At 59.8% G+C, this 16,872-nt stretch carries 25 protein-coding genes; all 25 read left to right on the top strand.

Features of this window, described 5'->3' with window-relative positions:
• The first annotated feature begins 188 nt into the window (after positions 1–188).
• The 25 genes from EEQ99_RS23985 (at position 189) to EEQ99_RS24085 (ending at position 16,758) form a co-directional block, all read left to right on the top strand.
• Positions 189–2,765, top strand: a complete 2,577-nt coding sequence (locus tag EEQ99_RS23985) for a DNA-directed RNA polymerase (RefSeq protein WP_127431172.1) — start codon at positions 189–191, stop codon at positions 2,763–2,765.
• A gap of 112 nt (positions 2,766–2,877) precedes the next feature.
• The gene (locus tag EEQ99_RS23990) at positions 2,878–3,084 is read left to right on the top strand and encodes a hypothetical protein (RefSeq protein ID WP_127431173.1); all 207 of its coding nucleotides are present in this window, start codon (positions 2,878–2,880) and stop codon (positions 3,082–3,084) included.
• A gap of 49 nt (positions 3,085–3,133) precedes the next feature.
• On the top strand, positions 3,134–3,295 hold the full coding sequence (locus tag EEQ99_RS34710; RefSeq protein WP_164735958.1) for a hypothetical protein: 162 nt from the start codon (positions 3,134–3,136) through the stop codon (positions 3,293–3,295).
• A gap of 11 nt (positions 3,296–3,306) precedes the next feature.
• A complete protein-coding gene (locus EEQ99_RS23995; RefSeq protein WP_127431174.1) occupies positions 3,307–3,996 on the top strand; it encodes a hypothetical protein in 690 nt (229 codons plus the stop codon).
• The gene (locus EEQ99_RS34715; protein WP_164735959.1) at positions 3,996–4,172 is read left to right on the top strand and encodes a hypothetical protein; all 177 of its coding nucleotides are present in this window, start codon (positions 3,996–3,998) and stop codon (positions 4,170–4,172) included. The genes EEQ99_RS23995 and EEQ99_RS34715 overlap by 1 nt, the downstream gene beginning before the upstream one ends.
• Before the next feature lie 34 nt (positions 4,173–4,206).
• Positions 4,207–5,016 (top strand): hypothetical protein, encoded by an 810-nt coding sequence (locus EEQ99_RS24000; protein ID WP_127431175.1) that lies wholly within the window; start codon positions 4,207–4,209, stop codon positions 5,014–5,016.
• Positions 5,017–5,103: 87 nt separating this feature from the next.
• A complete protein-coding gene (locus EEQ99_RS24005) occupies positions 5,104–5,814 on the top strand; it encodes an ssDNA-binding protein (protein WP_127431176.1) in 711 nt (236 codons plus the stop codon).
• A 7-nt stretch (positions 5,815–5,821) separates the two neighbouring features.
• Positions 5,822–6,232: an endodeoxyribonuclease gene (locus EEQ99_RS24010; RefSeq protein ID WP_127431177.1), complete on the top strand. Its 411-nt coding sequence runs from the start codon at positions 5,822–5,824 to the stop codon at positions 6,230–6,232.
• Positions 6,225–6,845, top strand: a complete 621-nt coding sequence (locus EEQ99_RS24015; RefSeq protein WP_127431178.1) for an N-acetylmuramoyl-L-alanine amidase — start codon at positions 6,225–6,227, stop codon at positions 6,843–6,845. The genes EEQ99_RS24010 and EEQ99_RS24015 overlap by 8 nt, the downstream gene beginning before the upstream one ends.
• 92 nt (positions 6,846–6,937) lie before the next feature.
• A complete protein-coding gene (locus EEQ99_RS24020; protein WP_164735960.1) occupies positions 6,938–7,612 on the top strand; it encodes a helix-turn-helix domain-containing protein in 675 nt (224 codons plus the stop codon).
• On the top strand, positions 7,612–7,782 hold the full coding sequence (locus tag EEQ99_RS34720) for a hypothetical protein (protein WP_164735961.1): 171 nt from the start codon (positions 7,612–7,614) through the stop codon (positions 7,780–7,782). The genes EEQ99_RS24020 and EEQ99_RS34720 overlap by 1 nt, the downstream gene beginning before the upstream one ends.
• Positions 7,779–7,967 (top strand): hypothetical protein, encoded by a 189-nt coding sequence (locus EEQ99_RS24025; RefSeq protein ID WP_127431180.1) that lies wholly within the window; start codon positions 7,779–7,781, stop codon positions 7,965–7,967. The genes EEQ99_RS34720 and EEQ99_RS24025 overlap by 4 nt, the downstream gene beginning before the upstream one ends.
• Positions 7,968–8,049: 82 nt before the next feature.
• Complete coding sequence (locus tag EEQ99_RS24030) at positions 8,050–8,232, top strand: hypothetical protein (RefSeq protein ID WP_127431181.1); 183 nt, start codon at positions 8,050–8,052, stop codon at positions 8,230–8,232.
• A gap of 162 nt (positions 8,233–8,394) precedes the next feature.
• A complete protein-coding gene (locus EEQ99_RS24035) occupies positions 8,395–9,864 on the top strand; it encodes a DnaB-like helicase C-terminal domain-containing protein (protein WP_210212245.1) in 1,470 nt (489 codons plus the stop codon).
• A 45-nt stretch (positions 9,865–9,909) separates the two neighbouring features.
• Positions 9,910–11,886: a DNA polymerase gene (locus EEQ99_RS24040; RefSeq protein WP_210212246.1), complete on the top strand. Its 1,977-nt coding sequence runs from the start codon at positions 9,910–9,912 to the stop codon at positions 11,884–11,886.
• A gap of 3 nt (positions 11,887–11,889) precedes the next feature.
• Positions 11,890–12,096 (top strand): hypothetical protein, encoded by a 207-nt coding sequence (locus tag EEQ99_RS24045; RefSeq protein WP_127431183.1) that lies wholly within the window; start codon positions 11,890–11,892, stop codon positions 12,094–12,096.
• A 72-nt stretch (positions 12,097–12,168) separates the two neighbouring features.
• On the top strand, positions 12,169–12,570 hold the full coding sequence (locus tag EEQ99_RS24050; protein ID WP_127431184.1) for a hypothetical protein: 402 nt from the start codon (positions 12,169–12,171) through the stop codon (positions 12,568–12,570).
• On the top strand, positions 12,570–12,767 hold the full coding sequence (locus EEQ99_RS24055) for a hypothetical protein (RefSeq protein ID WP_127431185.1): 198 nt from the start codon (positions 12,570–12,572) through the stop codon (positions 12,765–12,767). Before EEQ99_RS24050 ends, EEQ99_RS24055 begins: the two co-directional genes overlap by 1 nt.
• On the top strand, positions 12,760–13,524 hold the full coding sequence (locus EEQ99_RS24060) for a hypothetical protein (RefSeq protein WP_127431186.1): 765 nt from the start codon (positions 12,760–12,762) through the stop codon (positions 13,522–13,524). The genes EEQ99_RS24055 and EEQ99_RS24060 overlap by 8 nt, the downstream gene beginning before the upstream one ends.
• Positions 13,503–14,069 carry a deoxynucleotide monophosphate kinase family protein gene (locus tag EEQ99_RS24065; RefSeq protein WP_210212247.1) on the top strand — a complete coding sequence of 189 codons (567 nt, stop codon included), beginning with the start codon at positions 13,503–13,505 and terminating at the stop codon, positions 14,067–14,069. The genes EEQ99_RS24060 and EEQ99_RS24065 overlap by 22 nt, the downstream gene beginning before the upstream one ends.
• Positions 14,070–14,093: 24 nt before the next feature.
• On the top strand, positions 14,094–14,555 hold the full coding sequence (locus EEQ99_RS24070) for a hypothetical protein (RefSeq protein WP_127431187.1): 462 nt from the start codon (positions 14,094–14,096) through the stop codon (positions 14,553–14,555).
• The gene (locus tag EEQ99_RS34725) at positions 14,552–14,710 is read left to right on the top strand and encodes a hypothetical protein (RefSeq protein ID WP_164735962.1); all 159 of its coding nucleotides are present in this window, start codon (positions 14,552–14,554) and stop codon (positions 14,708–14,710) included. The genes EEQ99_RS24070 and EEQ99_RS34725 overlap by 4 nt, the downstream gene beginning before the upstream one ends.
• A gap of 50 nt (positions 14,711–14,760) precedes the next feature.
• Complete coding sequence (locus tag EEQ99_RS24075; RefSeq protein WP_127431188.1) at positions 14,761–14,967, top strand: hypothetical protein; 207 nt, start codon at positions 14,761–14,763, stop codon at positions 14,965–14,967.
• Complete coding sequence (locus EEQ99_RS24080; protein WP_127431189.1) at positions 14,968–15,198, top strand: hypothetical protein; 231 nt, start codon at positions 14,968–14,970, stop codon at positions 15,196–15,198.
• 9 nt (positions 15,199–15,207) lie between these two features.
• Positions 15,208–16,758: a portal protein gene (locus EEQ99_RS24085; protein WP_127431190.1), complete on the top strand. Its 1,551-nt coding sequence runs from the start codon at positions 15,208–15,210 to the stop codon at positions 16,756–16,758.
• The last annotated feature ends 114 nt before the right edge of the window (positions 16,759–16,872 follow it).

Consider the following 16,872-nt stretch of genomic DNA (forward strand, 5'->3'; position numbering starts at 1 on the left):
CACCTGTGATTGCATGCCACATTCGTGTGTCACGGCGGGGAGAATTACCCCTCCCTTAGGGCCTCCACCGGCCCCTCAGGCAGCCGCGTCACGTCGATTACCCCTCACTTAAGCAAAGCCCCAAAAACCGGCCCCTTAGAGGAGACCGGAAGGGAGCCTTTGGCCCACGCAGAGACGAGGACCTCAGAATGACCATCGATAATTCCATCCTTGAAAACCCCCTCTTTGAACGTCAGCTTGAACTGGAACAGGAGATGAGAACCTCCGGTATCCAAAGGTTCAGAAAGAGCGTCGAGAAGGCTTCCGATAAGGGGCAGATGACCGGGACCTTGGCGGTCAACCGGTTGGTGAGTGAAGCTCATGAGAAAGTCGTGGCAGCTATCGCCGGCTTCCTCGCTGAAGCGAAGAGCGGAGCTGCTGGTCGTCGCCACACGGCAGTGGCCTTCATCGACAAGCTCGATGTCGACACGGTCGCCAACATCACAGCCCGCGTGATCCTCGACGAGGTCACCCGCAAATCCAACCTCACGAAGACCTCACTCGCCATCGGCTCGATGCTGGAGAACGAGTTCAACAGCCGCAAGTTCGAAGAGGAGATGCCCAAGGCCCACAAGAAGTTCCTGAGGAAGGCCCAGAAGGAGTCCCTCGACAGGCGCAAGTGGTCGCATCTGCTGTACCCTGCACGTTTGCTCGGCGTGGAGCTGGAGGAGTGGAGCGAGAAGGACCGCATTCTCGTTGGTCTAAAGCTGGTCGACATCTTCATTCAGTCCACCGGCCTGATCGAGCGCGAGGTGGTCCAGTCGGCGCGCTTCGGCACCCTCGAATTGCTCACTGCCAATGAAGCGACGATGCGGTGGATGGAGACCGAGAACAGCAGGCTCGAACACCTGTTCCCGATCTACATGCCCACCATCGTCCCGCCCAAGCCGTGGACCTCGCCCTTCGACGGCGGCTATTACACGGCCTTCCGTCGCCTGAAGCTGGTCAAGACGCATAACCAGCAGTACCTCGAAGAGCTGGCCAACCGTGATCTCTCGGAGGTCTACGAGGCGATCAACGCGTTGCAGGACACAGCCTGGGCGATCAACACCCAGGTCCTCGACGTGGTCCGCACCCTCTATGAGACCGGCGCTGGCGTTGCTGGTCTTCCTCAGGCCGACAAGCTGCCGATACCGGTGCGGCCCCACTGGCTGCCCGATGGCAAGGAGAAGATGGCTGTCGAGGACATGACCGAGGAGCAGCTCGAAGAGTTCAAGGCGTGGAAGGCCGAGACCCATCGGACGCACGTCGAGAACGCCGCGATCTCAGGTCGTCGGGCCAGCTTCCTGCGTACCCTCGGGGTGGCCGAGAAGTTCAAGGATGAGGAGGCGTTCTTCTACCCCCACACCCTCGACTGGCGTGGTCGTGCCTATCCGCTGCCCCTCTATCTGACCCCTCAGGGCAACGATCTGCAGCGTGGTCTGCTCACCTTCTCGAACGCTGTTCCGATCCACGATCAGGAAGCGGCCGAGTGGCTGGCGATCCACGGTGCCGGCTGCTGGGGTTACGACAAGGTCGACATGGAGGAGCGTGTGCAGTGGGTGTTGCGGAATGAGGAGCATATCATCGCCTCGGCCGAGAACCCCTATGACAACCGCTTCTGGATGGACGCGGACAAGGGTGAGAAGAAGTGGCAGTTCCTCGCGTTCTGCTTTGAGTGGGCTGGCCTGAAGCGCGAAGGCTACGGCTACATGTCCTGCCTTCCGATCCAGATGGATGGCACCTGCAATGGCCTGCAGAATTTCTCCGCGATGCTGCTCGACGAGGTCGGTGGCGCAGCGGTGAACCTCATCCCGGCAGAAGAGCCGCAGGACATCTACCAGAAGGTCTGCGATATCGTCTGCGAACAGCTCGCTCGCGATCTCAACAGCCCCGACATGGTGATGATCAAGGGCAAGACCGACAGTGGTGAGGAGTACGAGAAGGTGGTCTGCACCGTCGCTGAGATGGCCTCTGGCTGGCTGCCGAAGATGGGACGCAAGGTCACCAAGCGCCCGGTCATGACGCTCGCCTATGGGGCACGTCGCTTCGGCTTCGTGTCTCAGGTCGACGAGGACACCATCAAGGAATGGCGCACGAAGGAACCCGAGAACTACCCCTTCGTCAGCCAGGGCGATGACGGAAAGGCCATCGACTTCGGCTACAAGGCAGCTCAGTACATGGGCGGTCTGATCTGGGACTCGGTCGGTGAGGTTGTGGTCAAGGCTCGCGAGGCCATGGATTGGCTTCAGGCAGCCTCTCAGGTGGCCTCGAAGGAAGGCCTGCCGATCAACTGGTCGACGCCTGTAGGCTTCCTCGTGCAGCAAGCCTATCGTGTTCCGAACATGAAGCGGGTGGACACCACGTTCAACTCGCAGCGTCTTCAGATCAGGTACCAGCATGGGGTCGGTAAGATCGACAGTCGCCGGCAGGCGTCTGGCATCAGCCCGAACTGGGTCCACTCGCTCGACGCCTCGCACCTGATGAAGACCATCGGGCGCAGCAAGCGCGAGGGGATCAACTCCTTCTCGATGATCCATGACAGCTACGGCACCCACGCAGGCAATGCCTGGGCTCTGGCTCGGTATCTTAGGGAGGAGTTTGTCCTGATGTACTCACAGGTGGATGCGTTGACCCGGTTTAAGGAGGAACTGGAGGCACAGACCGGGGAGAAACTTCCCGATCTCCCAGCCAAGGGCAACCTCGACCTCCAGCAGGTACTGGACAGCCCGTTTTTCTTTGCCTGAACGCATCCACGAGTGAATTGAAATCATCGGTGATCCCTCTGAGGGGGATTACCCCTCCCTTAAGCAAACCCAGTAGCGCGCCCCGAGCGGGCCATCCAGCAGGACACTTCAAATGAACCATCCAATCAAACGCCTCCGCTGCAAGATCGAGACCGGTGAAGTCCGCTTCGAGATCGAGCCAATGATGCATGTCGATCTCTTGGACTACCTCGGTGATCTCAAGGAAGCGTTCGCTGAGGCATACGAGCAGGCTGTTCAATTCCACGATGAAACCCCTCGCGGATACCGCTTCGCTGCAGGTCAGTTGACCGAAGCCTGACCCATTACCCCTCCCTTAAGCAAATAGCTCAAACAGCAGGTCTCATCACATGAACAACTCCGACGCCCACAAGGCTCAGAGCGCGCTCGGTCGCGCCATCCAACTCTGGAACCAGGGTCGCGAAATCTCTTTCCAACACGGCCAGGAGCTGCGCGAAGACGGCTACGACGTGGCTGCCCTCCGTCGCTTCCACTTCAAGCTCTCGATCTGAGGAGCGGCGACATGGCCAAACTCACTCCAGCCATCTACGGCGCAGCTCCGGTCGACCTGGGCTGCATGGAACTGGACACATCGGAAATGATGTTCTGGCTCTACCTCCCGATCAAGATGCCGGGACAGTTCATGCCGAAGCTCCCGGCCAACCTGAAGAAGTACGAGCGCATTGTCGATGCAGTCATGGACGATGTGATCGATGATGACACGATCAACCCAAAGGGCAGGCGCTGGACCGAAAGCTACGTCTATCTCTCGGTCAAGATCACGCATGTCACACCGGATGCACCCGGCAATCGCCCTGGGTGGCACAGCGATGGCTTCCTGACGGACGACCTGAACTACATCTGGGCTGACAGGAACCCGACCGAGTTCTTCATCACGGATGAGCCCTTCGGAACTGAGCCTGATCACCAGTCGTCGATGGACCAGTTCGACTGGATGGCTCGGCACCCGCTGCGCTCGAAGGGCGACCGACTTGAACACGCCAAGGTGAACCACCTCTATCGCCTCGACCAGACGAACATCCACCGGGTGTCGCTCAACGTCGAGAGCGGCAAGCGGGCGTTCATCAAGGTCTCGGTCTCCGACAAGCCCTACGTCCAGCTCGGTAACTCCATCAACCACGATCTGCCTGAACACCCGCTGCCTTCACTGGAGCGGCAGGCCGAACGCAACTGCCCGCAGGGGAAGATGTGATGACCCACTCCCGCATCGGCAAGGTCACCTTCAAAATCCCGCGTTCCGGGGAGTTCGGAAGAACCATGGTCCCGGCTCGCTCGGGCCGAGGCTACGTCCATCAGTACTTCAAACGAATATCGGAACTCGAATGGGTGCCCATCACCCTCCTCGAATACGTCCGCTCCACCCGCTGATCATCAGCCCTCGACATCTGAGAGAAAACACAACATGGCACTTCGCTCTGTAAAATTCACGACGCGCTCCTTCCCGCACAACAGCAACCGTTCGGTCGAAATCTTCCTCGGCACCATGAACGTGTCGGAATATCTGAACATGGGGGTCGGCGGCTCGACCCAAACCCTCCACCCTGAAGACGCCAAGCGTCTCCGCGATGAACTGATCGCGATCTACCCGCTCGAAGTGCCGGCCGCTGCCACCAAGCCGACCAAGTTCAAGGTCGGTGACAAGGTGACCTACAAGGCCATCGTTGGCTACGGTGCCCGTGGCATGGATGGCCGCAAGGGGTCGGTCAAGGAAGTGCTGGCCAATGGCTGGTACATGGTCAACTTCACGGGCGGTCCGTTCGACAACCTGATCAAGACCCATGAGGATTATCTCGTAGCTGGGCCACGTGAAATTCAGGTAGGCGATCTGGTTCGCCGCACTGGCGCGAATTGGCGCGACGTCAAGCATGGTGAAATCTACACGGTTTCCGCTGTCGGCTCATCGCTCAAGCTGGTTGGTCTCACCGGCAGCTACACCAAGTCCTCGTTCGAGCTGGTCCACACTGACCCAGTCGAAGCCGTGAAGGCAGCCGTCCCGACCATCCAGTCCGGTCGCTTCATCGTGGCCAAGCTGGAAGGCGCTCGCTACCTCCCGGGCACCAACCCTAAGGTCCACGTCACGGACATCGGGGCCGAGGCTGAGGCGCTCCGTCTGGCCAAGGAACACGGTGGTACCTACCACGTCTTCAAGGCCACCTACGAAGCCAGCCGTGAACTGCCGGTCATCCCCCCGGTCAAGACGACCAAGCTTTAATCAATCGCATCCACCCGTGGATGTTTGTCGGCCCCTTCGCCTTGCCGGTGAGGGGGCTTTTTCATTTCCCACAGCAGGACTTTCTCTATGGCAGAACGCAAGAAGAACCCGTCGCTCAACTCCCCTCGCGGTCCCCTGAAGTTCCCGAAGATCGACAAGATCGACTACGGCACGAAGGACTACCCGAAGCCGAACGGCGAGTACTCCACCAAGCTGGTGCTCGAAGCTGACGCACCGGCAACCAAGGCCTTCATCGCCGCCCTGATGCCGCACTATCAGGAAGCGATGGCCGAGGCCGCAGCCAAGTTCAAGGAACTCAAGGTCGAGACCCGCAAGAAGCTCGGCAAGGTCACCGAGAACGACCTCTTCACGACCCTCTACGATCAGGAAACCGAGCAGCCGACCGGCTACATCGAGTTCAAGTTCGCGATGGCGGCAAGCGGCGAGCGCAAGGACAAGACGAAGTGGGCAGCCAAGCCCGCGATCTTCGACGCCAAGGGCAAGCCGATGACCAAGGTACCGGAGATCTGGTCTGGCACCGAGGCCAAGGTCTCGTTCGAATGCCAGCCTTACTTCATCCCAGGTACCGGCGCGGCCGGCCTGAAGCTCAAGCTGAAGGCTGTCCAGATCATCGACCTCGTCTCCGGTGGTCAGCGCTCCGCATCGAGCTACGGCTTCGGCGCTGAAGATGGCTACGAATACGAGGAGCCGGCGACCGAGGAGAACGAAAGCGGCTTCGGTGACGAGAGCGGCGAGGACACCTCGTCCAAGACCATCGACGACGACATTCCGTTCTAAGGATCACATGACCTACCGCACATCCGCAGCAGGACTGCGCGCGGTGGGTATTCGAGAAGGCTTCCGCTCCGGTCTTGAGGACAAGGTGGGCGACCAGCTTCGGGCGCAGGGCATCAACCCGCGCTACGAAGAGGTCGTCATCCCCTACACCAAGCCGGAACGGAAGGCCAAATACACCCCAGACTTCCAGCTCCCGAACGGTATCTTCATCGAGACCAAGGGGCGCTTCGTCACCGAGGACCGACAGAAACATCTGCTGGTCAAGACGCAGCACCCCGAGCTGGACATCCGGTTCGTCTTCTCGAACCCCAAAGCCCGCATCTCCAAGACTTCACAGACAACCTACGCCGACTGGTGCCTGAAGCACGGCTTCAAGTTCGCGGCGAAGATCATCCCCCAGGAATGGATCGATGAGTAGCATGTTCACACCTCGCAAGGTGACCTCCTACCTCGTCGTGCATTGCTCGGCCACTCAGCCCAAGATGGACATCGGCGCGAAGGAAATCCGCCAGTGGCATCGAGAGAAGGGCTGGATCGATATCGGCTACCACTTCGTCATCCGCCGCGATGGCACGGTGGAACTCGGCCGGCCCGAGAATGTGGTCGGCGCTCACGTTGAGAACCACAATTCCAATTCAATCGGCATCTGCCTCGTCGGCGGTGTCGATGCGAACATGAAGGCGCAGAACAACTTCACGCCTGCCCAGTTCGCCACGCTCGCAATCAAGCTGCGCGAGCTGAAGACCAAGTACCCCGGCATCACCATTCAGGGACATCGGGATTTCCCTGGTGTGAAGAAGGACTGCCCATCGTTCGATGTCCGCAAATGGATCAACGAGACCGGCGTCTTCGATACCTCGCATGTTCCGGCTGAACCGGACGCCCGAGCGGTCGAGATCACCAGTGCCACGCCCACGATTTTCAGTCTGGCGAAGAAGTACGGCACGACCGTCGAGGCAATCCTCAAGGTCAACCCGCACGTCAACCCGGCGAAGCTGAAGGTCGGTCAGGTCATCCGCCTCCCAGGCTGATTACCCCTCCCTTAAGCTGACCTCCAATGGCCCTCACGGTTCCCTCCGTGGGGGTCTTTTCGTTTTTACGACCTCAACATCCGAGAGATCACATGAACTACCACATCGTTGTCGGCGCTCATGTTCGCCACAAAGACCACCCGGACTACGGCAATGGTCGCATCGTCCACATCCACCAGAACGGCAAGTCGCTGGCCGTCGAGTTCGAGAACCGCACGGGCCTCGCACATGATTGCGCAGGGCACACCAAGAAGAACTTCGGCCGCTGGTCGAAGGCTTCGAGCCTGGAACTGATCAACCCCTTCAAGGCCGGCGATACGGTCCAGATGGCTGCCCTCGATCAGCGCGCCTATCCTGGCTTCTACTACGATAGCGACTATGCCGAGAAGAACGGTTCCGTCCTGTCCGTCGATGACAGCTACGCAATCGTCTCCGTCGCCGGCATTCCTGGCAGTCAGTTCGTGCCGACTGCTGACCTCACGCTGGTCAAGGTCGACCCCGTGGAGGCTGTCAAGAAGGCAACTCCGAAGGTCAAGACCATCGTCTTCCAGTCCGGTAGCCAGTGCGGCCGGCTGGTCAAACACCTTCTCGCCGGCAACTCGATCACCCCGCTGGTGGCTCGCCAGTTGTTCGGCGTCGAACGCCTCGCAGCCCGCATCCTCGAAATCAAGAAGGCTGGCCACAAGGTCACCTCGACGATCAAGACCGATGTCAACGGCAAGGTTTACGCCGAGTACGCCCTGCGGAAAGCTGGGAGGATTTGGTGATGGAGAAGAAGCTCCTCGGCTATCTCGCTTGGGATTACGCAACCAACTCCCCGAAGAGCGGCACCCGCCGCTTCAAGGTCTGGACAACTGAGCGTGAGGCTGCCCGTGGCATCCCCACCGGTTCGAACCGCTATGGCGTAAAGCCCATCTTCGTCGAGGTGGAAGCATGAAGGACTTCCTCGGAAAGGAACTGGCTGTGGGCGATCTCGTCGTCCACGGCTCTGGCGTTTCGGGCGGGCTGTCTGGCCCCTTCGAGATCGAAGCATTCACGGAGAAGCGGGTGCGCCTCAAGCGCAAGTACTACCGCAATGGCCTCTGTGTCCCCTCTGAAAACCTCGTGAAGGTATCCCCATGAAACAGGCATTCTTTGCCGTGGTCATTCGCGTGGCCAACGGTCTCCTCACTGTTGCCGGTGTGCGTGAGCGCAAGGTGGCAGCATGAAAGCCGCCCTCCATTTCCTTCTCGACTTTTTGTCCATCGCCGGTCTCGGCTTGCTCGCCATCCTCGTAGCATCGTCTACCGGCGCGGCCTTCGTTGCCTTCGGCCCGCTCGCTGGTTCCGTTGCCGCGTTCTTTTGGATCGCAGTCGGGGTTTCCTTCGAAAGGTCGGAGCGCCTCTAACCTATGCAGTCAGAAAGCTCCTTCGTTCGCAAGGAGCCATGCCCGAAGTGCGGCTCAAGGGACAACCTTGGTCGCTACTCGGACGGCCACGGCCACTGCTTCGGCTGTGACTATTACGAGCCGGGAGATGGCTCCGACCCCCAACCTTCAAGGAAATCAAAGATGTCGCGAGACCTTATCTCGGGCGGGGAATACCGTGCCCTTTCAAAGCGCGGCATCACCGAAGAAACCTGCCGCAAGTTTGGCTACCGGATCGGCCACTTCAAGGACCAACTCGTCCACATCGCACCCTACTATGACGATGAGGGAAACCTCACGGCGCAGAAGATACGCTTTGCCGACAAGACCTTCACGGTCACCGGCAACATGAAGCCGGCGCTCCTCTTCGGCCAGAACCTGTGGAGTGGTGGAGGCCGTAAGGTCGTCATCACCGAAGGTGAGATCGACGCGATGTCGGTCAGCCAAGTGCAGGGCAATAAGTGGCCTGTCGTGTCCATCCAGAATGGCGCGCAGTCCGCAAAGAAGGCCTTGTCGGCAGCACTCGAATGGCTCACCACCTTCGAGGAAGTCGTCCTCATGTTCGACATGGATGAACCCGGGCGAGAAGCCGCAGCCGCGTGTGCTGCTCTCTTCCCTCCCGGCAAGTGTAAGATAGCCCGGCTACCGGACAAAGACCCCAACGCCCTGCTCATGGCCGGCAAGGGGGACGAGATCATCACTGCGATCTGGCAGGCTCAGACCTATCGCCCAGATGGGGTGGTATCCTTCAAGGACATCAAGGAAGCCGCTCGCCGGCCTATCGAGATGGGCCTTCGGTGGTTCTGTGAACGCCTGACCAAGCTGACCTACGGTCGCCGCTTCGGGGAAGTCTACGCCTTCGGCGCGGGTACCGGTATCGGCAAGACCGACTTCCTCACCCAGCAGATCACCTTCGATGTCACCGAGCTGGGACAAAAGGTTGGCGTGTTCTTCCTCGAACAGATGCCGACCGAGACAGCCAAGCGATTGGCCGGCAAGTTCGCCAAGCGTCGGTTCCATATCCCCGACGATGGGTGGACTGATGCCGAACTGGACGAGGCGCTCGATAAGCTCGATCAAGACATGCTGTTCTTCTACGACAGCTTCGGAGCGACTGAGTGGAGCGTCATCCGAGAGACCATCCGTTACCTCGCCCACAGCGAGGGTGTGAAGGTCTTCTACATCGACCACCTTACGGCCCTTGCGGCTGCCGAGGATGACGAGCGCAAAGCCCTTGAACAGATCATGGCCGAGATGGCTGCCCTGGCGAAGGAACTGGGCATCATCATCCACCTCGTGTCCCACCTCGCCACCCCCGAGGGCAAACCTCACGAAGAGGGTGGTCGCGTAATGATCAGACACTTCAAGGGCAGCCGAGCCATCGGCTTCTGGTGCCACTACATGTTTGGCCTCGAACGTGATCAGCAGCACGAGGATGAGCGTCTCCGTGCGGTGACAACCTTCCGTGTACTGAAGGACCGCTACACCGGCCAAGCCACAGGCGAGGCTATCTACCTCGGCTACGAGCGCGAGACCGGCATGCTCTACGAAACCAGCATCGAGTTTGGGGACGAGACCGGCTCTGACTTCAAGGACGAGACCGCCCCCTTTTAACCAAACCAATCCACCTGTGAATAGTTACTCCGGCGAGAGGACAACATGGACTTCAATTGGCACTGGCCAGACGGGTCGTCAGTCGACGCGCCTGCGCCTTCCACATACATCTTCGACTGCGAGACTGACGGGCTTCTGGACACCCTCACCAGGGTCCACTCGTTGGTCATGCGTGACCCCAGCAGTGGCTTCACGATCTCCGCAACCCCGAACGAATACGGCTCGGATGATCCCACGATCATCACCGACTGGACCGTCGAGGAAGCGTTACATGCCCTGATGAACGCCGATGTCATCATCGGTCACAACATCATCAAGTTCGACATCCCGGCATTGCAGAAGGTGTTCCCATGGTTCGAGCCGAAGGGCTTGATCATCGACACCTTGGTCTGCTCCCGCTTGATCTGGTCCGACATCGCCGACCACGATCTGAAGCAGGTGCGCAAGGGCTACCCAGGAAAGCTGGTCGGCTCCCACTCCCTTAAGGCCTGGGGCTACCGCCTCGGCGTCTTGAAGGGGGAGTTCGGTGAGACCACCGACTGGCACTACTGGTCCCCTGAAATGCAGACTTACTGCGAGCAGGACGTTGAAGTCACTGCCCAGTTCTACGCCCGCATCAAGAAGAAGGACCCCGCCAAGAAGGCCCTTTGGATCGAGCATGAGTTCTGCAAGATCATCGCCATGCAGGAGCGCCACGGCTTCGCCTTTAACGAGGAGGAAGCCGTCAAGCTCTATGGCCAGCTTGTCACCCGCAGGCTGGAGATTGCCCAGGACCTGAAGGCTGCCTTTCCCCCGGTCGAGAAGACCGAGGTGTTCATCCCCAAGGTGAACAACAAGCAGCGCGGCTACGTGAAGGGTGAGCCATTCACCAAGAAGTGGATGGTCGAGTTCAACCCATCATCCCGCCAGATGATTGCAGATCGCCTGCAAGCCATGGGCTGGGTGCCGCAGGAGTTCACCCCTTCCGGTCAACCTAAGATCGACGAAACAATCCTCCAGGCGCTGCCCTACGCGGAAGCGAAGGTGCTGGCCGAACACTTCCTCGTCGAGAAACGCATTGGCCAGTTGGCCGAGGGCGATCAGGCGTGGCTCAAGCTCGTCAGGAAAGGGCGCATCCATGGTTCCGTCAACACCAACGGTGCTGTCACCGGCCGGTGCACCCATAGCAACCCGAACGTCGCTCAGGTCCCGCGTGTGGGCAGTCCTTTCGGTGCGGAATGCCGAGCGCTATTCAGCACTACCTCGCGGTGGGTTCTGGTGGGGGCCGATCTATCTGGCCTTGAGCTTCGGTGCCTCGCCCATTTCATGGCCCTCTTTGATGGAGGGGAATACGGGCGCATCGTCCTCGAAGGGGACATCCACACCGTAAACCAGAACGCTGCCGGCCTGCCGACACGTAACGATGCCAAGACGTTCATCTACGCCTTCCTCTATGGGGCAGGCGACCAGAAGATTGGCAGCATCGTCGCGCCTGATGCATCCCCCGAGGAGCAGAAGCGCATCGGCAAGAAGCTCAAGCGGCAGTTCCTCGCGAAGACCCCGGCACTGCGCCGCCTCCGTGAGGTCGTCGAGCTTAAGGTCCTCGGGTTCGTCCCCAAGTCCCGGCCGCTCAGCGTCAACCCCGCATATGAGCATCTATGGCGACAGGACAGCGCCAAGCAGTGGTGGTTCAAGGCCTCCGCTGGTGGCGTTCTAGTCGGCCTCGACGGGCGCCAGCTCCACATCAGGTCAGCTCATGCAGCCCTCAACACGCTGCTGCAGTCGGCCGGCGCGTTGATCTCGAAGGTCTCGATGATCTTCGCTTATCAAGAACTATCCACCCGTGGCTACATCTTCGGGAGGGACTACGCCTTCGTGGCTCACATCCACGACGAAATCCAGACCGAGTGCCGCGCCGACATCGCGGAGGAGGTGGGGCAGATCGTCGTCGAGGCGATGCGCGCGGCAGGTGCATTCTTCGCCTTCGGTTGTCCGATCGATGGCGAGTTCAAGATCGGCAACAACTGGAAGGAAACCCACTGAGCCATGATTGAAATCCTCAAGCAGGCCTTGGAGAACCCCTTCAAGACCAAATCCAACTTCGCCCGTGAGAACGCTGATCTGATTGCTATGGCAGCCAGTGACAGCTTCATCACGACCCGCGTGGCTGCCGGCCTGTATTCCCGCAAGTGGATGATCACGCCGGTCGGTCTCTCCCACTACTACGCACTGTCGGGGATGAACCATGACTGAAGGTCAAGCCAAGCTTCTCTCGGTCATCATGATCGTGGCCATTATCGTCGACATCGCGAGGCTGGTCTCCTGATGTTCGACCGCACGTTCGTCGGTGGGCGCACGACCCACCACCATCACATGACTGTCAACCAACAGCCGAACGACGCTGCCGATGCGGCCCGCCTCTATGGCGAGCTGCAAGACAAGGCCGGGGATTCCGTCAAGGAAATCATCGGTCACCAGATCGCAGACACCAAGGTCGAGTTCGTAACGCTCGATACGCACCGCGATGTCCTGGACTTCAAGGACCACGTCCGAGTGGTCTTCAAGATCAACGGCAAGACCTTCGAGACGAGGGTCGAGATTGATGAGTTCAACCGCGATGAACCTCGCGAGCGTGTGGCTTATCGCGCAATTGCCGAGGGCATCGCCAACACCCTGATGGATCGGTCGATCCTTCAAATCTATCAAACCTTTGCGAGGAGACGCTGATGTCAACCAAACGCTGGGTCACCTTCGGTCGCACCGAAAGCGGTGACGATCTGGTCCCGATCATCTGGGACGAACGGCCCCCGCACCACGTGGTCGAGGACGCCTATCGGGAACTCTACCCGCAAGAATACCGCTATGTCGGCCACGTCAACTGGACGGCAGCCGAAGCGGAGGAGGGCGTCATCCTCCATGACTAGAACCCTCCTCATTGACGCGGACGTGGTCGCCTATGTGGCGGCTTCGTCCCTTGAGGTGGCCACTGACTGGGGCGACGGCTACTGGACTTGGCACGTCGACGAGTTCGAAGTGCAGAAGAAGGTCAAGCAGATCATCGACGATACGATGGAAGATCTGAAAGGCGACAGCTACAAGCTTTGCCTGACCGATAGCCTCGGCAACTTCCGCAAGTCCGTCCTGGCCACCTATAAGGGCAGCCGCGCGAACATCAAGAAACCCCTGGTCCTGATGAGAACCAAGGAGTGGATGATCGACGAGCTGGGGGCTTACTTCCGCCCTGGTCTCGAAGGTGACGACTGCATGGGCATTCTCGCCACCATGAAGGGGACCGATGAGCGCATCATCGTTTCCATCGACAAGGACATGAAGACCGTCCCTGGCAAGTTCTGCCGGTACACCGACAGCAAGGCCAAGATAGTCGAATACTCCGAGCAGGAGGCCGACTATTGGCACCTCTATCAGACGCTCATGGGCGACGCGACGGACGGCTATTCAGGCTGCCCTGGCATCGGCCCGAAGAAGGCTGAGGCGATCCTTGGCCCGATTGACGAGTTCGATCTGGTCGAGGGCTGGGCGAGGGTGCTTACCGCCTTCGAGAAAGCCACGCTCACCGAAACCGATGCACTGACGCAGGCCCGTGTGGCCCGCATCCTCAGGGCATCTGATTACGACTTCAAGAAGAAGGAGCCCATCCTGTGGCAACCAAAGGCAAACTGATCGCCCTCTACAGCGATGCTGCTGGCAGCGGGAAGTCCGAGGTCGCCGGTACCTTGGTCAGGCATGGCTATCGCTCGGTGAAGTTCGCCGGCCCCCTGAAGAACATGGCCCGTGGTCTGCTCAGCTCGATGGGTTTCGATGGTGTGACCGTCGAACGCATGATCGAGGGCGACCTGAAGGAAGCAGTAATCCCCGGCTTCAAGACTGTCACGCCCCGCCAAATCATGCAGACCCTCGGCACCGACTGGGGCAGGGAAGCTATCGACCAGGACCTCTGGACGAAGGTAGCAGCTTCCAAGATCGAAGGCCTGCGCGACAAGGGGATCGATGTGGTGGTCGACGACCTCCGCTTCCCCAATGAGTACGATCTCATCGCTTCCCTTGACGGGACGCTGGTGCGGGTCGTTCGGGCTGACCCTTCACGGGAGGCCGGTGGTGCATATGAAGGCAAGCTCTCGGGCCACTTCTTCCACCACACGATCCTCAATAACGGAACGCTTCGCGAGTTGTACAGCAAGACGCTACTTCTCGCGCAGTCGGTTTAACCAATTCAATCCACTGGTGAATTTATGATCAAGAAGTTCTTCGGCCTCTTCGCCGTTCTCCTCTCAGCGTCCCTCGTCTTCGCTTCCATGGCCGAGGCTGCCTCCTTCGGCGGCTTCCGTGGTGGCAGCTCTTTCCGCTCCTCCTCGTTCAGCTCTTCGCGGTCGTACTCGCGCCCCTCGACGAGCTACAGCCGTCCCTCGACCTCTTACAGCCGACCGTCCACGAGCTACTCGCGACCGGCCTACAGCTACAGCCGGCCGAGCTACAATTCCTACTCCTCGACCACGGTCAACCAGTCGAGCGGTGGCGGCTTCTTCTCCAGCATGCTCGGTTCGATTGCCGGGTACGGCATTGCCTCTTGGCTGTTCGGTGAAGACGAGAAGCCGGCTGAACAGGCTCCTGCCGCAGCGCCGACACCGGCCCCTGCAGCTCCGACTGCCGCTGTCCCGACGACCACCGTTCAGGAAGCTCCGAAGGCCCAGTGAGCAATCTGCAGGACCACACGAACGAAAACCTGCCCAGCGACCTGAAGGTCTCCCGAAGGGGAGGCCAGCTCGTCCTGCAGACCAGAACCGCGACGATCTACCTCGACTTCAGCCGCCGCAATGAGCTGGTCGAGGCGATCAAAGCCTTGGGGTGAAAGCCGCCCCGAGGGCCATTTTCAATTACCCCTCCCTTAAGGATAACTCGATGGCCGAAGACCAAGATCGCTTCCCTCATATCCCCAAAGACCTCATCGACGCCCTCGATCAGAAGTTCCCTGAGAGGACACCCTCATTAAAATCCTCCTTAGATGAGATCAGATGGAAGGGGGGAGAGAGGCATGTCGTGAGGTTCCTCCTCGAACAATACCACCGTCAGAATGAGGCGGTGATCAACGAACAGGTTCTCCGATAAATGTGCCCACGACCCAAAGTCAAAGAGCAGAAGGTCGAGCCGGTCGCTCAGACCCCGCCGCCTGCTCAGCCTGCGGCCACCGTCAATCAATCTGGCCCGAAGACGCCCGACGAACTTTCCCCAGAAGCCGCCGCCATCAAGGCCAAGCGTAAGGGCCGTTCCGGTCTCCGCATCCCGCTCGATGCAGGCACCGGTGGTGGCGCAACCGGGATCAACGTCCCTCAGGCATAAGGTTCCCCAATGACCGGGCAAACAGCTTCCGGTCGTTATCAGCAGCTCAGCACAGCCAGGTCTGCCGTCCTTGAACGAGCGCGGGCTTCCGCCAAGCTGACTATCCCATCGCTTCTTCCGCCCTCAGGGCACTCCGAGACCTCGTCTCTGCCGACCCCGTTCCAGGGCATCGGCGCACGAGGCGTGAACAATCTGGCCTCCAAGCTCCTGCTGGCCCTTCTCCCTCCGAACTCTCCCTTCTTCCGTCTGATGATCGACGACTTCACGCTCGAACAGTTGACGCAGCGGCAGGGGATGAGAGCCGAGGTCGAGAAGGGCCTGAACAAGATCGAACGCGCCCTGATGACGGAGATCGAGACCACGGCAATCCGTGTGTCCGCTTTCGAAGCGCTGAAGCAGCTCCTTGTTGCTGGTAACGTCCTTATCTACCTCCCGAACGAGGGAGGCATGCGGGTCTTCCGCCTCGACCGCTACGTGGTCAAGCGTGACCCGATGGGCAATGTGATCGAGATCATAACCCGCGAAGATATTTCCCCTGACATGGTCCCTCAGTCGATGAAGGACTCCGTCAAGCAGAAGTCGAAGTCGAACGAAAAGACCATCGAACTCTACACCCACATCGTCCGAACGCCTGACAAGTGGGTCATCCGTCAAGAGATCAAGGGCATGACCGTGCCCCGCTCTCGTGGTTCCTATCCGCTGGATAAGTGCCCGTGGATCGCCCTGCGATTCACCAAGATCGACTGCGAAGACTACGGTCGCGGCTACGTCGAGGAATACTACGGCGATCTGCTGTCCCTCGAAACGCTCCAGCAGGCCATCGTCGAAGGCTCGGCTGCGGCTGCCAAAGTTCTGTTCCTCGTGAACCCGAACGGCACCACCCGCATGACTGACATCGCCAAGGCACCGTCTGGCGCTGTCCGCTCCGGTAACGCCGAAGACGTGAGCGTCCTGCAGCTCGAAAAGTACGCGGACTTCCAGATCGCCTTCAAGACGATTGAGACCATCCAGCAGCGCCTGTCGTTCGCCTTCCTCCTGAATACCGCAATCCAGCGGGCAGGGGAGCGCGTGACGGCCGAAGAAATCCGGTACATGGCCGGCGAGCTGGAAGATGCCCTCGGTGGTGTCTACTCGATCCTGTCGCAGGAGTTTCAGCTCCCGCTCGTCCGCGTCCTGATGTTCCGCATGGAGCGCCAGAAGAAGATTCCGCCGCTGCCTAAGGGTGTTGTTAGACCGACCATCACGACCGGCCTCGAAGCACTTGGTCGTGGGCACGACATGAACAAGCTCAACCTGTTCGGTCAAGCCGCACAGCAGGCTGCCGCACTCCCGCCTGAGATCAGCAAGGCTGACTTCCTCATGCGCATCGGTACCGCCCTCGGCCTCGACATGGACGGCCTCGTCAAGACGCCCGCTCAGCTCCAGCAGGATCAGCAGCAACTCATGCTGCAGCAGCTCCTCGACAAGCTCGGCCCGAAGGGAATGGACATCCTCCGAGATCAACTCAAACCAGAGGTGCAAGATGGCGCGCAAGCCCAAGCCCAACCAGCCTCAGGGTGACGAGAGCGCGGCGACCAAGGTTGCCCCTCTGACCTCTGAGGTCCCTGCCGGTCGTGCCGGTCCCAAGCGGACGGTCCATGATCACGGCATCGTCTCTCTCGACTTCTAAGGACC

The organism is Rhizobium anhuiense, assembly GCF_003985145.1.
Classification (GTDB): Bacteria; Pseudomonadota; Alphaproteobacteria; order Rhizobiales; family Rhizobiaceae; genus Rhizobium; species Rhizobium anhuiense.

Coding starts and splice junctions, on each gene's coding strand:
- EEQ99_RS24050 (WP_127431184.1), top strand. CDS start 12,169: ATGTTCGACCGCACGTTCGTCGGTGGGCGCACGACCCACCACCATCAC.
- EEQ99_RS24075 (WP_127431188.1), top strand. CDS start 14,761: ATGGCCGAAGACCAAGATCGCTTCCCTCATATCCCCAAAGACCTCATC.
- EEQ99_RS24060 (WP_127431186.1), top strand. CDS start 12,760: ATGACTAGAACCCTCCTCATTGACGCGGACGTGGTCGCCTATGTGGCG.
- EEQ99_RS24030 (WP_127431181.1), top strand. CDS start 8,050: ATGAAAGCCGCCCTCCATTTCCTTCTCGACTTTTTGTCCATCGCCGGT.
- EEQ99_RS24020 (WP_164735960.1), top strand. CDS start 6,938: ATGAACTACCACATCGTTGTCGGCGCTCATGTTCGCCACAAAGACCAC.
- EEQ99_RS24085 (WP_127431190.1), top strand. CDS start 15,208: ATGACCGGGCAAACAGCTTCCGGTCGTTATCAGCAGCTCAGCACAGCC.
- EEQ99_RS24025 (WP_127431180.1), top strand. CDS start 7,779: ATGAAGGACTTCCTCGGAAAGGAACTGGCTGTGGGCGATCTCGTCGTC.
- EEQ99_RS23995 (WP_127431174.1), top strand. CDS start 3,307: ATGGCCAAACTCACTCCAGCCATCTACGGCGCAGCTCCGGTCGACCTG.
- EEQ99_RS23990 (WP_127431173.1), top strand. CDS start 2,878: ATGAACCATCCAATCAAACGCCTCCGCTGCAAGATCGAGACCGGTGAA.
- EEQ99_RS24015 (WP_127431178.1), top strand. CDS start 6,225: ATGAGTAGCATGTTCACACCTCGCAAGGTGACCTCCTACCTCGTCGTG.
- EEQ99_RS24010 (WP_127431177.1), top strand. CDS start 5,822: ATGACCTACCGCACATCCGCAGCAGGACTGCGCGCGGTGGGTATTCGA.
- EEQ99_RS24055 (WP_127431185.1), top strand. CDS start 12,570: ATGTCAACCAAACGCTGGGTCACCTTCGGTCGCACCGAAAGCGGTGAC.
- EEQ99_RS34715 (WP_164735959.1), top strand. CDS start 3,996: ATGACCCACTCCCGCATCGGCAAGGTCACCTTCAAAATCCCGCGTTCC.
- EEQ99_RS24070 (WP_127431187.1), top strand. CDS start 14,094: ATGATCAAGAAGTTCTTCGGCCTCTTCGCCGTTCTCCTCTCAGCGTCC.
- EEQ99_RS34720 (WP_164735961.1), top strand. CDS start 7,612: ATGGAGAAGAAGCTCCTCGGCTATCTCGCTTGGGATTACGCAACCAAC.
- EEQ99_RS24080 (WP_127431189.1), top strand. CDS start 14,968: ATGTGCCCACGACCCAAAGTCAAAGAGCAGAAGGTCGAGCCGGTCGCT.
- EEQ99_RS23985 (WP_127431172.1), top strand. CDS start 189: ATGACCATCGATAATTCCATCCTTGAAAACCCCCTCTTTGAACGTCAG.
- EEQ99_RS24000 (WP_127431175.1), top strand. CDS start 4,207: ATGGCACTTCGCTCTGTAAAATTCACGACGCGCTCCTTCCCGCACAAC.
- EEQ99_RS24005 (WP_127431176.1), top strand. CDS start 5,104: ATGGCAGAACGCAAGAAGAACCCGTCGCTCAACTCCCCTCGCGGTCCC.
- EEQ99_RS24040 (WP_210212246.1), top strand. CDS start 9,910: ATGGACTTCAATTGGCACTGGCCAGACGGGTCGTCAGTCGACGCGCCT.
- EEQ99_RS24045 (WP_127431183.1), top strand. CDS start 11,890: ATGATTGAAATCCTCAAGCAGGCCTTGGAGAACCCCTTCAAGACCAAA.
- EEQ99_RS34710 (WP_164735958.1), top strand. CDS start 3,134: ATGAACAACTCCGACGCCCACAAGGCTCAGAGCGCGCTCGGTCGCGCC.
- EEQ99_RS24035 (WP_210212245.1), top strand. CDS start 8,395: ATGTCGCGAGACCTTATCTCGGGCGGGGAATACCGTGCCCTTTCAAAG.